Origin of the sequence: Streptomyces sp. NPDC013157 (assembly GCF_042899865.1) — a bacterium.
Classification (GTDB): domain Bacteria; phylum Actinomycetota; class Actinomycetes; order Streptomycetales; family Streptomycetaceae; genus Streptomyces.
Genome location: NZ_JBIBAK010000001.1, coordinates 620,645 through 633,740, shown reverse-complemented (window position 1 = coordinate 633,740; position 13,096 = coordinate 620,645). Strand labels below are relative to the sequence as shown.

At 72.3% G+C, this 13,096-nt stretch carries 10 protein-coding genes; 7 read left to right on the top strand and 3 right to left on the bottom strand.

What is annotated here, in order from left to right:
- Positions 1 to 70: 70 nt before the first annotated feature.
- Together ACFY6U_RS02900 and ACFY6U_RS02895 are read right to left on the bottom strand one after the other, a co-directional pair.
- Positions 71 to 838, bottom strand: coding sequence for a hypothetical protein (locus ACFY6U_RS02900; protein WP_390034756.1), 768 nt, complete (start codon positions 836 to 838; stop codon positions 71 to 73).
- Between the two features lie 168 nt (positions 839 to 1,006).
- Positions 1,007 to 2,680: a PucR family transcriptional regulator gene (locus ACFY6U_RS02895; protein WP_390034755.1), complete on the bottom strand. Its 1,674-nt coding sequence runs from the start codon at positions 2,678 to 2,680 to the stop codon at positions 1,007 to 1,009.
- Between the two features lie 373 nt (positions 2,681 to 3,053).
- Here ACFY6U_RS02895 and ACFY6U_RS02890 point away from each other — a divergent pair, with 373 nt between their 5' ends.
- The 5 genes from ACFY6U_RS02890 (at position 3,054) to ACFY6U_RS02870 (ending at position 9,997) form a co-directional block, all read left to right on the top strand.
- Complete coding sequence (locus ACFY6U_RS02890) at positions 3,054 to 3,956, top strand: FAD binding domain-containing protein (protein ID WP_390034754.1); 903 nt, start codon at positions 3,054 to 3,056, stop codon at positions 3,954 to 3,956.
- The gene (locus tag ACFY6U_RS02885) at positions 3,956 to 4,549 is read left to right on the top strand and encodes a (2Fe-2S)-binding protein (protein ID WP_390034753.1); all 594 of its coding nucleotides are present in this window, start codon (positions 3,956 to 3,958) and stop codon (positions 4,547 to 4,549) included. The genes ACFY6U_RS02890 and ACFY6U_RS02885 overlap by 1 nt, the downstream gene beginning before the upstream one ends.
- Before the next feature lie 5 nt (positions 4,550 to 4,554).
- On the top strand, positions 4,555 to 6,951 hold the full coding sequence (locus ACFY6U_RS02880; protein WP_390034752.1) for a xanthine dehydrogenase family protein molybdopterin-binding subunit: 2,397 nt from the start codon (positions 4,555 to 4,557) through the stop codon (positions 6,949 to 6,951).
- 277 nt (positions 6,952 to 7,228) lie between these two features.
- Positions 7,229 to 8,689 (top strand): NCS2 family permease, encoded by a 1,461-nt coding sequence (locus ACFY6U_RS02875; protein WP_390034751.1) that lies wholly within the window; start codon positions 7,229 to 7,231, stop codon positions 8,687 to 8,689.
- Positions 8,690 to 8,839: 150 nt separating this feature from the next.
- Positions 8,840 to 9,997 carry an XdhC family protein gene (locus ACFY6U_RS02870; protein WP_390034750.1) on the top strand — a complete coding sequence of 386 codons (1,158 nt, stop codon included), beginning with the start codon at positions 8,840 to 8,842 and terminating at the stop codon, positions 9,995 to 9,997.
- 19 nt (positions 9,998 to 10,016) lie between these two features.
- On the opposite strand, the gene ACFY6U_RS02865 is transcribed toward ACFY6U_RS02870, so the two are convergent.
- Entirely contained in the window at positions 10,017 to 10,457 is a 441-nt protein-coding gene (locus ACFY6U_RS02865; RefSeq protein ID WP_390034749.1) for an SRPBCC family protein, read from the bottom strand.
- A 157-nt stretch (positions 10,458 to 10,614) separates the two neighbouring features.
- Here ACFY6U_RS02865 and ACFY6U_RS02860 point away from each other — a divergent pair, with 157 nt between their 5' ends.
- Positions 10,615 to 11,637, top strand: a complete 1,023-nt coding sequence (locus ACFY6U_RS02860; protein ID WP_390035189.1) for a DUF2278 family protein — start codon at positions 10,615 to 10,617, stop codon at positions 11,635 to 11,637.
- A gap of 226 nt (positions 11,638 to 11,863) precedes the next feature.
- Positions 11,864 to 13,060, top strand: a complete 1,197-nt coding sequence (locus tag ACFY6U_RS02855) for a cytochrome P450 (RefSeq protein ID WP_390035188.1) — start codon at positions 11,864 to 11,866, stop codon at positions 13,058 to 13,060.
- Positions 13,061 to 13,096 lie beyond the last annotated feature (36 nt).

The following is a 13,096-nucleotide window of genomic DNA, read 5'->3' as shown; positions in this document are numbered from 1 at the left end:
AAGCGCTCCTGAGAGGGTCGGGGCGCGTCACGCTGCCACAGCAGACTCTCAGTTTCCTCTGAGCCGGGTCTCAGGCGGTCGCCGCTCCCGGTGCGGGCGGAGTCAGCTGTCTCGCCAGCCAGGTGGGGACGCCGCCCAGGAGCCGGAACAGCCGTCCCGCCTCCTCCCGCAGGCGCGACGCCTCCGGCTCGGACTCCGTGTCGGCCAGGGAGGCCAGCGCCGGGGCGGTGCCCACCAGGTAACCCAGTTCCTCCCTGATCCGCAGCGACTCCGCGAAACCGTGCCGCGCCTCCGCCAACTCCCCGTCCCGCAGCGCCAGTCCGGCCAGGTGACGCCAGGTGAACGAGAGCAGGAGCGGGTCGGCGTGAGCGGTGGCGGCGGCGTGGGCCCGGCGGTAGGCGGCGCGGGCCGCCTGCGGGGAGCGGGTCAGGTTCTCCGCCAGCAGACCCCGGCGGAAGTCGAGCAGCGCCCGGCCCGGCGCCCCCGGCGGGATCAGCGCCGCCGCCCTCCCGAGCGCGGCCCGCGCCTCGTCCGCCCGGTCGCGGACACCGTGCAGCGTGGCGGCGTAGGCGAGTTGGCCGCGTTCGCAGGCGGCCGCGCCCCGCTCCTCGTCGGTCCGGGCCACCGCCTCCGCCGTCCGCAGTGCGTCCTCGGCCTCCTCCCAGCCCCCCTCGGTGTACAGACACCGCTCGACCATCAGCCCCGCCCGCTGCAGGGTGTACCTCGGCGTGTCCGACGGCAGCAGAGCCGCCGCGTCGGCCCAGCAGGCCCGCGAGCGCAGCCGCCATACCGCGGTCTGGAGCGGATCGTCACCGTCGGTCGTTCCGTTCCCAGACATGGCGGAGTACGCCACGTTGCCCTCCCCTTGCGCGCCGTCGAGCAGTGAAGTGGTGGCCGCATTCCAGCACCGATCGCCGCGCGGGGCCAAGAGGGTGGGTGAATAATTTCACAAAGTCGTGGGACGGCGGCGGCACTTGGCACGAGACGGTCGCACGCCCGCGTGACCTCAGCTCATCCGCAATGCCAAGAAGAAATCGAGCTTGTCCTCCAGCCGGGACAGGTCCCGGCCCGTCAACTGCTCGATCCTCCCCACGCGGTAGCGCAGCGTGTTGACGTGCAGGTGGAGACGGGTGGCGCAGCGGGTCCAGGAGCCGTCGCAGTCGAGGAACGCCTCCAGGGTGGGGATCAGTTCGGCGCGGTGGCGGCGGTCGTAGTCCCGGAGCGGGTCCAGCAGCCGGGCGGTGAAGGCGCGGCGGACGTCGTCGGGGACGAAGGGGAGGAGCAGCACGTGCGACGCGAGCTCCTGGTGGCCGGCCGCGCAGACCCGGCCGGGGCGGGCGGCGGCCACCCGGCGGGCGTGCCGGGCCTCCTCCAGGGCACCGCGCAGTCCCTCCGCCGAGTGCACGGCCGCGCTGACGCCGAGCGTGACCCGGCCGTCGTCGTCGAGACCCGCCGACAGTGGGACCCGTACCGACTCCAGGAGGACGTCGGCGTGGATGCCGGACTCGGAGCCGTCGTGCTCGGCGGTGACGGCGGGCAGCGGTACGAGGGCGATCGCCTCGTCGCCGGTGTGGGCCACCGCTATCCGGTCGGAGGGCTCCGGGCCGGTCGCCAGCGGGTCGACCAGGATCTCCTCCAGGAGGGACTGGGCGACCGGGCCGCCCTCGACCTCCCCGCCGTCCCACTCGACGCGGGCGACGACCACCTGCCAGTGCGGCGCGGCGCCGAGCCCGGGCAGCAGGACCGGGGCGGCCACCCGCAGCCGGGCGGCGATCTCGGCCGGGGCCGCGCCCGTCTGGACCAGCTCCAGGACCTCCTGCGCGAGCCTGCGCCGCACTGTGCGGGCCGCGTCGCGGCGGTCGCGCTCCACGGCGATCAGCTGGGTGACGCCCTGGAGCAGGTCGAGCCGCTCCTCCGGCCAGTCGCCCGCGTCCGCCTCGACCGCCAGCAGCCAGTCCGACAGCACGGTCTCGCGCACGTCCCGGGCGCCCTGCGGAGAGCGGCCGCTGGAGCGGATCGGGAAGAGGGAGTAGGTCGTGCCGCCGAGCAGCACGCGGTGCGGGCCGCGGCGGCCGGTGCGGGTGGCGGCCAGGTGCTCGGCGGCCAGCCCGGCACAGGCGTCGGCGGGCAGCGCGGGCCCGGACACCTTGGAGCCCGCGATCAGGCGGCCGGCCGGGGACAGCACCCAGGCACGCAGGTCCAGGTCGGAGCCGAGCAGGTCGAGGACCACGTCCGGGCCGCCGCCCGCCGGGCCCGAGGTCATCATCCGCCGGTGCCGGTCCACCACGGCCGCCAGGTCCCCGGCGCGCTCGCCGCTGACCTGCCGTACGACATGCTCGGTGATCGTCGCGAAGGCCACCGACTCGTGCACGGCGAAGAGCGGGAGCCGGTGGCGCGCGCAGGCCACGGCCAGGTCGTCCGGAACGTCGCCCAGCTCCGCCTCACCGGCCGCCAGCGCGACCACCCCGGCCTGCACCAGCAGCCGTACGAACGGCTCGGAGTCCGCCGCGTCCCGGCGCCACGCCAGGCCCGTCAGCACCAGCTCGCCGCCGGAGAGGTAGCGGCTCGGGTCGCGCAGGTCCGTGGTCATGACCCCGCGCACGGTACGGTCCAGCTCGTCCTCGCCGCCGAGCAGCCGCAGGCCCAGCGCATCGGTGTCCAGCAGTGCGCGCAGCCGCATCTCGTCGCCGCCGTTCTGTGTCTCGAAATCTACGATGAATCCTGAAGGGTCACGGGGGAGGTGCCCGGCGGGCGCCTCCGTGGGCCGTCACCAAGGGCTGCCGGGCCGCAACCGGTGGTCGCCAGGGCGTTTCCTGCGTTTCCACAGGAAAACCAAGAGGTTACTGATGACCTCCGTTCATACGAATCTACAAGATGCCCGTGCTGGCCAGCCAACTCCTTCATGGTTTCAGTGACTGACCCCGCCGGAGTAAGGGGCGGTGTACTGGCGTCATTCCGCGTTAACAGGACATGAACGAGCCGGGCCCGCCGCACACGGATTGGCTCAATCCGCACGACTCACGAGACTCACGAGACGGAGAAGAGAGCCGGTCATGGACTTCCTTCGCCCCGCCAGCTGGGAGGAGGCGCTCGCCGCGAAGGCCGAGCACCCCACCGCAGTGCCGATCGCGGGTGGCACCGATGTGATGGTCGAGATCAACTTCGACCACCGCCGGCCCGAGTACCTCCTCGATCTCAACCGCATCGGCGATCTCTACGAATGGGAGGTCGGCGAGGAGAGCGTACGGCTCGGCGCCTCCGTCCCGTACACCCGGATCATGGAGAACCTCCGCGCCGAGCTGCCCGGTCTCGCCCTCGCCTCGCACACCGTCGCCTCCCCGCAGATCCGCAACCGCGGCGGCGTCGGCGGCAACCTCGGCACCGCCTCCCCGGCCGGCGACGCCCACCCCGCGCTGCTCGCGGCCGGCGCCGAGGTCGAGGCCGAGTCGGTGCGCGGCACCCGGCTCATCCCCATCGACGACTTCTACACCGGCGTCAAGCGCAACGCCCTCGCGCCGGACGAGCTGATCCGCGCGGTGCACGTGAAGAAGGCGGACGGTCCGCAGCAGTACTCGAAGGTCGGTACGCGCAACGCGATGGTGATCGCCGTGTGCGCCTTCGGGCTCGCCCTGCACCCGCGGACGCGGACCGTGCGGACCGGGATCGGTTCGGCCGCCCCGACACCCGTGCGGGCGAAGACCGCCGAGGACTTCCTGAACGCGGCGCTCGACGAGGGCGGCTTCTGGGACAACGGGAAGATCATCACCCCGTCGGTCGCCAAGCAGTTCGCGGACCTGTGCGCCGCCGCCTGCAACCCGATCGACGACGTCCGGGGCACCGCGAGCTACCGCCGCCACGCGGTCGGCGTGATGGCCCGCCGCACCCTCACCTGGACCTGGGAGTCGTACCGCGGCACTACTGGGCAGAACCCTGAGCAGAAGGGGAGTGTCGCCTGATGCGCGTCAACTTCACCGTCAACGGACGTCCGCAGGAAGCCGACGACGTGTGGGAGGGCGAGTCCCTGCTGTACGTGCTGCGGGAGCGGCTCGGCCTGCCCGGATCCAAGAACGCCTGTGAGCAGGGCGAGTGCGGGTCCTGCACCGTCCGGCTGGACGGCGTGCCCGTGTGCTCGTGCCTGGTCGCGGCGGGACAGGTGGAGGGCCGGGAGGTCGTCACCGTGGAGGGGCTGGCGGAGTTCGCGGAGCGGCGGGCCTGCAGCGGGACGGGCCACGGCGACAGTGCTATGTCACATGTCACGCGTGACACCTCGCAGAGCTGGCAGCCCCAGCCCCCCGCCGACTCCCAGACCCGCGAAGGCACCCGACTCTCCCCCATCCAGCAAGCCTTCATCGACGCCGGCGCCGTCCAGTGCGGCTTCTGCACCCCCGGTCTGCTGGTCGCCGCCGACGAGATGCTGGAGCGCAACCCCAACCCGAGCGACGCAGACATCCGCGAGGCCCTCTCGGGCAACCTGTGCCGCTGCACCGGCTACGAGAAGATCATGGACGCGGTCCGCCTCGCGGCCGCCCGGCAGGGAGAGGCGGTCTGAACCGGATGCCCACCAACAGCGCCCCCCTCGGCACGCCCACCAAGGTCACCCAGGGCTCCCAGACCCGGGGCGGCATCGGCGAGTCCACGCTCCGCCCGGACGGCACCCTCAAGGTCACCGGCGAGTTCGCGTACTCGTCCGACATGTGGCACGAGGACATGCTCTGGGGCCAGATCCTCCGCTCCACGGTCGCGCACGCCGAGATCGTGTCCATCGACACCGGCGAGGCCCTCGCCCAGCCCGGCGTCTACGCCGTCATGACCTACGACGACCTGCCCACCGAGGTGAAGAACTACGGCCTGGAGATCCAGGACACCCCGGTCCTCGCCCACGGCAAGGTCCGCCACCACGGCGAACCGATCGCGATCGTCGCCGCCGACCACCCGGAGACCGCCCGCCGCGCGGCCGCGAAGATCAAGGTCGAGTACCGCGAGCTGCCCGTCATCACCGACGAGGCCTCCGCCACCGCCCCGGACGCGGTCCACGTCCACGAGAACCGCGACGACCACTACGTCGGCCACGTCCCCCACCCCAACATCGTGCACCGCCAGCCGATCATCCGCGGCAACGCGGACGAGGCCGCCAAGAAGGCCGACGTCGTCGTCAAGGGCGAGTACTACTTCGGCATGCAGGACCAGGCCTTCCTCGGCCCCGAGTCCGGCCTCGCGGTGCCCGAGGAGGACGGCGGCGTCCACCTCTACGTCGCCACCCAGTGGCTCCACTCCGACCTGCGCCAGATCGCCCCGGTGCTCGGCCTGCCCGAGGACAAGGTGCGGATGACGCTGTCCGGCGTCGGCGGCGCGTTCGGCGGCCGCGAGGACCTGTCGATGCAGATCCACGCCTGCCTGCTGGCCCTGCGCACCGGCAAGCCCGTCAAGATCGTCTACAACCGCTTCGAGTCCTTCTTCGGTCACGTCCACCGCCACCCGGCCCGCCTCTACTACGAGCACGGAGCAACGCGCGAAGGCAGGCTGACGCACGTCAAGTGCCGGATCGTGCTCGACGGCGGGGCGTACGCCTCCGCCTCCCCGGCCGTCGTCGGCAACGCCTCCTCGCTCGGCATCGGACCGTACGTCGTCGACGACGTCGAGATCGAGGCCATCGCCCTCTACACCAACAACCCGCCCTGCGGCGCGATGCGCGGCTTCGGCGCGGTCCAGGCGTGCTTCGCCTACGAGGCCCAGATGGACAAGGTCGCCAAGCAACTCGGCATGGACCCGGTGGAGTTCAGGAAGCTGAACGCCATGGAACAGGGGACGATCATGCCGACCGGCCAGCCGGTGGACTCGCCGGCCCCGGTCGCCGAACTCCTGCGCCGGGTCAAGGCGATGCCGCTGCCGCCCGAGCGCCAGTGGGAGAGCAGTGAGGGCGCGGACGTACGGCAGCTGCCCGGCGGTCTGTCCAACACCACGCACGGCGAAGGCGTCGTACGCGGCATCGGGTATGCGGTCGGCATCAAGAACGTCGGCTTCTCCGAGGGGTTCGACGACTACTCGACCGCGCGGGTGCGCATGGAGGTCGTCGGCGGCGAGCCGGTCGCCGTCGTGCACACGGCGATGGCGGAGGTCGGGCAGGGCGGGGTGACCGTCCACGCGCAGATCGCGCGCACCGAGCTCGGCGTGGCGCAGGTGACCATCCACCCGGCCAACACCCAGGTGGGTTCGGCCGGTTCGACCTCGGCCTCCCGGCAGACGTACGTCACCGGCGGCGCCGTGAAGAACTCCTGCGAGCTGGTGCGCGAGCAGGTGCTGGAGCTGGGCCGCCGCAAGTTCGGCACGTACCATCCGGCCTGGGCCACCGCCGAACTGCTCCTGGAGGGCGGCAAGGTCGTCACCGACGGCGGCGAGGTGCTCGCCGACCTGGTGGACGTCCTCGGCGACGAGGCCGTGGAGATCGAGGCGGAGTGGCGGCACCGGCCGACCGTGCCCTTCGACCTGCACACCGGGCAGGGCCACGGCCACGTCCAGTACAGCTTCGCCGCACACCGCGCGGTCGTCGAGGTGGACACCGAGCTGGGCCTGGTCAAGGTCATCGAGCTGGCCTGCGCCCAGGACGTCGGCAAGGCGCTCAACCCGCTCTCCGTCGTCGGCCAGATCCAGGGCGGTACGACCCAGGGCCTGGGCATCGCGGTGATGGAGGAGATCATCGTCGACCCGAAGACCGCGAAGGTCAGGAACCCGTCCTTCACGGACTACCTGATCCCGACCATCCTCGACACGCCGACCATCCCGGTCGACGTCCTCGAACTCGCCGACGACCACGCCCCCTACGGGCTCCGCGGCATCGGCGAGGCCCCGACCCTGTCCTCGACCCCGGCGGTCCTCGCGGCGATCCGCAACGCGACCGGCCTGGAGCTCAACCGCACGCCGGTACGCCCGGAGCATCTGACGGGCAACGCGTGACCAAGGCGTGGCCGCGGCTTGCGGCCACGTTGTAACCCCGCTGCCGTTGCGGGCAGTCGTGCCTCCCCCGGTGCCTTGAGGGCCTGGGGGGACCCCCATGGCGGCACGGGTGGGCGCAACGGCACCCCGGCGCCGGGCAACTGCTCAACTCCCCGGCGCCAACCCCACAAGCGTGCACCTCCGGGCCGTCCCCCGGGTCATGCACTTCCCAAATCCCGTGTATCGCCGAAGACATCGGCACACACGGGGGCCCCTGTGAACCTTGGGAGACGGCACCATGACCCAGCAGTCACTTGAACCCAGGGCGACGGCCGAAGACGCGGGAGAAGGCACCCGCGTCCCGGCCGGACGATCCTGGCTCGACCGGTACTTCCACATATCCCGGCGGGGATCGAGCGTCGCGCGTGAAGTCCGCGGCGGCGTCACCACCTTCATGGCGATGGCGTACATCCTCCTGCTCAACCCCCTGATCCTGTCCGGCAAGGACGCGGCCGGGGACACCCTCGGCCAGAAGGCGCTGATCACCGCGACGGCGTTCGCGGCCGCCTTCACCACGCTGCTGATGGGCTTCGTCGGCAAGGTGCCCCTCGCGCTCGCCGCCGGCCTCTCCGTCTCCGGCGTGCTCTCCTCGCAGGTCGCCCCGCAGATGACCTGGCCGCAGGCGATGGGCATGTGCGTGATGTACGGCGTCGTCATCATGCTCCTGGTCGTCACCGGCCTGCGCGAGATGATCATGAACGCGATCCCGCTCGCGCTCAAGCACGGCATCACCATGGGCATCGGCCTGTTCATCGCCCTCATCGGCTTCTACAAGTCCGGCTTCGTGCACCAGGGCAAGGCCACCCCGGTCACCCTCGGCCCGGCCGGCGAACTGGCCGGCTGGCCGGTGCTGCTCTTCGCCGGCACCCTGCTGCTGATCTTCATGCTGCAGGCCCGGAACGTCCCCGGCGCGATCCTGATCGGCATCGTCAGCGGCACCGTCGTGGCGTCCGCACTGAACGGCCTCGGAGTCATCGACCCCAAGCAGTGGGCCGGCGGCGCAGCCCCCGAACTGCACGGCTCCGCCGTCTCCATGCCGGACTTCTCGCTCTTCGGGCACGTCGAGTTCGGCGGCTGGGGCAGGGTCGGCGCGATGACGGTGGCGATGATCGTCTTCACCCTCGTGCTCGCCGGGTTCTTCGACGCGATGGCCACCATCATCGGCGTCGGCACCGAGGCGAAGCTGGCCGACGACAAGGGCCGGATGCCGGGCCTGTCCAAGGCGCTGTTCATCGACGGCGCGGGCGGCGCGATCGGCGGGGTCGCGGGCGGCTCCGGGCAGACGGTGTTCATCGAGTCGGCGACCGGCGTCGGCGAGGGTGCCCGTACGGGTCTCGCGTCCGTCGTCACCGGCCTGTTCTTCGCGGCCTGCCTGTTCTTCACCCCGCTCACCGCGATCGTCCCGCAGGAGGTCGCCTCGGCCGCGCTGGTGGTCATCGGCGCGATGATGCTGATGAACGCCCGGCACGTGGACTGGGCCGACCGGGCCACCGCCGTTCCGGTGTTCCTGACGGTCGTCCTGATGCCCTTCACCTACACCATCACCTCTGGTGTGGCCGCCGGCGTGATCTCGTACACCGCCATCAAGGCAGCTCAGGGCAGGGCACGGGAGATCGGGGCATTCATGTGGGGTCTGACAGGGATCTTCCTGGTCTATTTCGCCCTCAATCCCATTGAGAGCTGGCTGGGCGTCCACTAGACGCTCCGCCGGGAGAGCCGTGAACGGGCCCGTGGTCGGGTGCGGGTCCGTTGGGGCTGGTCGCGCAGTTCCTCCCCCGGCCTTCGGCCGGGGGTACCCCCAGCGCCCGTTGCGGGGCGCTTCCCTCAACTTCGTCAAGGAGATCCGGACATGCTGGACATCGCCGAGGAGCTGAGTCGGTGGGTCGCCGATGGGCGGGACTTCGCCGTGGCCACGGTGGTGGCGGTCGGGGGGAGTGCGCCGCGGCAGCCCGGCGCCGCCCTCGCGGTGGATGGCGAGGGCACCGCCGTCGGCTCGGTGTCCGGCGGGTGCGTGGAGGGTGCCGTGTACGAGTTGTGCCGGCAGGCGCTGGAGGACGGGGAGACCGTCCTGGAGCGCTTCGGGTACAGCGACGAGGACGCCTTCGCCGTCGGTCTGACCTGTGGCGGCGTCATCGACATCCTCGTCACCCCGGTCCGGGCGGACGACCCCGCCCGGCCGGTGGTCGCCGCCGCGCTGACCGCCGCCGCGCGCGGGGAGGCGGCGGCCCTCGCGCGGATCGTCACCGGGCCGGCGGAGCTCCTGGGCCGCGCCCTTCTGGTGGACGCCGACGGTTCCCCCGAGGGCGGCTTCGGCGCCCACCCCGAGCTGGACCGCACGGTCGCCGCCGAGGCCGGCGCCTTCCTGGACGCGGGCCGCACCGGCACCCTGGAGATCGGAGAGCAGGGCTCCCGGTGCGGAGCACCGCTCACCGTGCTGGTCGAGTCGTCCGTCCCGCCGCCCCGGATGATCGTCTTCGGCGCGATCGACTTCGCGTCCGCGCTGGTCCGGGTCGGCACGTTCCTCGGCTACCGCGTGACGGTGTGCGACGCGCGGCCCGTCTTCGCGACGCGCAACCGCTTCCCGGAGGCCGACGAGATCGTCGTCGAGTGGCCGCACCGGTACCTGGAGCGCACGCAGGTCGACGGCCGTACCGTCCTGTGCGTCCTCACCCACGACGCCAAGTTCGACGTCCCGCTGCTCCGGCTCGCCCTCCGCCTCCCGGTGGCCTACGTCGGCGCGATGGGCTCCCGCCGCACCCACCTCGACCGCAACGAACGCCTGCGCGAGGTCGGCGTCACGGAACTGGAGCTGGCCCGCCTCCGGTCACCCATCGGCCTCGACCTCGGTGCCCGTACGCCCGAGGAGACCGCGCTGTCGATCGCGGCCGAGATCGTCGCGAGCCGCAGGGGCGGCAGCGGGGTCTCCCTGACCGGCGCGCACACCCCGATCCATCACGACGCGACGTCGTCGCCGGTGCCGGCGCGGCGGATCGGGTCGGTGGCCTAGGGCCTGTCCGGCACCGCGGTCAGGGCCGCCGGAGGAGTGAGTTGACCGCGCGCCCGAACACGGCCCGGGAGGCCCTGCGCAGCAGGGGGTCGAAGAGCGACGGCAGCCCCCGGATCCGCAGCTCCTCGTGCCAGACCACCCGGGTACGGCCGCCGGGGCCGGGGTGCACCGCCAGTTCGGCCCAGCCGAGCACCACCCGGCCGTGCTTGACGAGCCGGCACCGGCCGGGGCCGCCGTCCTCGGGAGGATGCCAGACGGTCACCTCCATGGGATCCTCGAAGGACAGCGGTCCGAGACCGGAGCGCGCCACGAAGACCGTGCCCTCGTGGGTCGGGGGATCGGTGAGCACGGTGATCCGGGTCAGCGGAACTACGTCGGCATGCCGGGACCACTCCGTGAGCCGGCGCCACGCCTCGTCGATCGGGAGCGGAGCCGTCCGCTGGAGGAGGAAGTTGACCACGGCACGATCGTAGGGAACCGGCCACCGGAAACGGGGCACGCCCCGACTGTTCGCAGGACCGACAGAATCGTCCAACCCGGACCGCAACCGGTTCCGGGCCCGTACGATTTCCGCCATGGGCGGGCAAACCGCCTGCTTTTACGGGGAGTTGGTCATCATGCCGTTGAAGACCTATGGCGTACTGATCACGCGGGCTGTCAGCGTCCGGCGCGAGGGCGCCGCCGAGACCCCGCACTACCAGATCCACCTCATGGACGACGCCGGCGTCCACTACCGTGCCGCCGTCAACGTCCTGTCCCAGCAGAAGCCCGCCGACCTGCTCTACCTCGTCGACGACGACTTCAAGCACCCCATCACCGCCCGGCTGGAGGGACTGGCCGGCGGCTGGAACACGCTGCCGCCGGGTCCCGGCGGACCCAACCTCGACTTCGTGCGCGGCAATCTCTTCGACCCGGCGAAGCTGCGCGTCCTGCCGGCGGACCGTCCCGGCCCCGACAACGACCTGGCCGACCTGCTCGACCACTACGTCCGGCGGGCCGTCGACGACCCCCGCGTCCGGCTGTACCTCTTCGGCGAGCGCTGGGGGCCCGAAACCGGCGTCAAGGACAAGGTGTTCGGCTTCCTGCCCGGCAACGGCGTGCACGACATCCATATGAACCAGGGCAACAGCGGCCGCTTCACCGGCGACGACGGGGTGTGGCAGGACGGCGGTCTCCTCATTCGCCTCCCGGGCGAGGACGGGAACCGGGATCGCTGGGTCGGGATATTCCTCGCCTTCCAGAGTCAGGCCTGGCACACCGACGACGTCACCGGCCACACCCTTCCCGACGTCGACACCTCCCGGCCCGCCCCCGGCGAGCAGCCGGTCCGGGTCGTCGCCGCGCTCGTCAACCCGCCCGGCCCCACCCCCGAGGTGGAGACCGTCACCCTCCTCAACGCCTCGCCCGCGCCGGTCGACCTCACCGGCTGGCGCCTGCTCAACCGCATCGGCCAGGCCTCTCCGGTACCGGCCGGTCCGCTGGCCGCCGGCGCCACCCTCGCCGTGCCGCTGTCCGACGGCGCCCGGCTCGGCAACCGCGGCGGCGAGATCACCCTCCTCGACGCCGCCGGCCTCAAGGCGCACGGCGTGTCGTACACGGCCGAGCAGGCGGCCCGCGAAGGGTGGTGGGTCGTCTTCTGACCCGGCTCTGTCGGGAACGCACGGCGGTACGGCACGATGAGCGCGGTCCGTACCGCCGTCGTTGTCGTCCCGGGGGCGTCTCGTGGAACACGAACTGCACGACAGGCACGACGCACACGACAAGCACGACGCACACGACAAGCACGACGCACACGACAAGCACGACGCACACGACAAGCACGACGCACACGACAAGCACGACGCACACGACAGACTCGACGACCTGATGCGCGAGCCCTACCCGCTCTACGCGCGGGCGCGGGCGGCGGAGGGGCTCGTGCGGGTGCCCGAACTCGACGCCTGGCTGGTCGCCCGGGACGCCGACGTCCGTGAAGTGCTGCGCCGCACCGAGGAGTTCTCGTCGGCGAACGCGTTACGGCCGGACGTCATGCCCTCGCCCGCCGCACTCGCCGTGCTCGGCGGCGGCTTCGGCGGCCCGCCGGTCGTGGTCACCTCGGACGGCGAACGGCACCAGCAGCTGCGCGCGCCGCTGCTGCGCGCACTCTCACCCTCCCGGATCGCGGCGGCCGTGCCGTACGCCCGTGAGCGCGCCGCCGCCCTCGTCGACGGGTTCGCGGCGGACGGCGGGGTGGAACTGATGTCGGCCTACGCCATGCGGCTGCCCGGCGAGGCCATCGGCAGGATCGTCGGACTCGACCCCGCCGACGTGCCCCTGGTCGTGCACGGCGGGCGCCGCGCCGAGGAGCTGCTGTTCCGGCCGCTGCCGGAGGCCGCGCAGATCGCCGCCGCCGAGGACGTCGTCGCCATGCAGCACGTTCTCGACCGCTGCGCCCGGGACCGCTACTCCCGCCCCCGCGAGGACCTGGCCACGGAGATCGTCGCCTCCGTGGCCGAACCCGGCCACGCCGAACTCCCCCTGGAACAGCGCCACGAGGCCGTCGCCCACCTCCAGAACCTGCTGATCGCCGGGCACCTGACCACCACCGCGCTGATCGGTACCACCGTCCTGCACCTGCTGAGCCACCGGGACCAGTGGGAACTGCTCTGCCGGCAACCGGAGCTGATCCCCGCGGCCGTGGAGGAGGCGGCCCGCTACGACGGCGCGCTCCAGGGCTTCCGCCGGGTCACCACCCGTCCGGTCACCCTCGCCGGCACCGAGCTCCCCGCCGGTGCCGACCTGTTCGTCGCCTTCGGCGCGGCCAACCGGGATGCCTCCCGGCACCCCCGCCCCGACACGTTCGACATCACCCGGGCCGCCCCCGCCCGCCACCTCGCCTTCGGCTTCGGCGCCCACGCCTGTGTGGGCGCGCAACTGGCCCGCGAGCAACTCCGCATCACGGTGGAGGAGCTGACCGGCCGGCTGCCGGGCCTGCGGCTCGCGGAGGGGCGTCCGGTCACCATGCGGCCGACGATGATCCACCGCTCGCCGGAGGAGCTGCACCTCGCCTGGGCCGTGTCCTAGGCGGCGTCCGGGGTTCGGCACCGGGCGGAGTTCCCC

Excerpts from the sequence above, each read along its gene's own strand:
- ACFY6U_RS02900 (WP_390034756.1), bottom strand. The coding sequence starts at position 838 with ATGTCTGGGAACGGAACGACCGACGGTGACGATCCGCTCCAGACCGCG.
- ACFY6U_RS02895 (WP_390034755.1), bottom strand. The coding sequence starts at position 2,680 with ATGCGGCTGCGCGCACTGCTGGACACCGATGCGCTGGGCCTGCGGCTG.
- ACFY6U_RS02890 (WP_390034754.1), top strand. The coding sequence starts at position 3,054 with ATGGACTTCCTTCGCCCCGCCAGCTGGGAGGAGGCGCTCGCCGCGAAG.
- ACFY6U_RS02860 (WP_390035189.1), top strand. The coding sequence starts at position 10,615 with ATGCCGTTGAAGACCTATGGCGTACTGATCACGCGGGCTGTCAGCGTC.
- ACFY6U_RS02885 (WP_390034753.1), top strand. The coding sequence starts at position 3,956 with ATGCGCGTCAACTTCACCGTCAACGGACGTCCGCAGGAAGCCGACGAC.
- ACFY6U_RS02880 (WP_390034752.1), top strand. The coding sequence starts at position 4,555 with ATGCCCACCAACAGCGCCCCCCTCGGCACGCCCACCAAGGTCACCCAG.
- ACFY6U_RS02875 (WP_390034751.1), top strand. The coding sequence starts at position 7,229 with ATGACCCAGCAGTCACTTGAACCCAGGGCGACGGCCGAAGACGCGGGA.
- ACFY6U_RS02855 (WP_390035188.1), top strand. The coding sequence starts at position 11,864 with ATGCGCGAGCCCTACCCGCTCTACGCGCGGGCGCGGGCGGCGGAGGGG.
- ACFY6U_RS02870 (WP_390034750.1), top strand. The coding sequence starts at position 8,840 with ATGCTGGACATCGCCGAGGAGCTGAGTCGGTGGGTCGCCGATGGGCGG.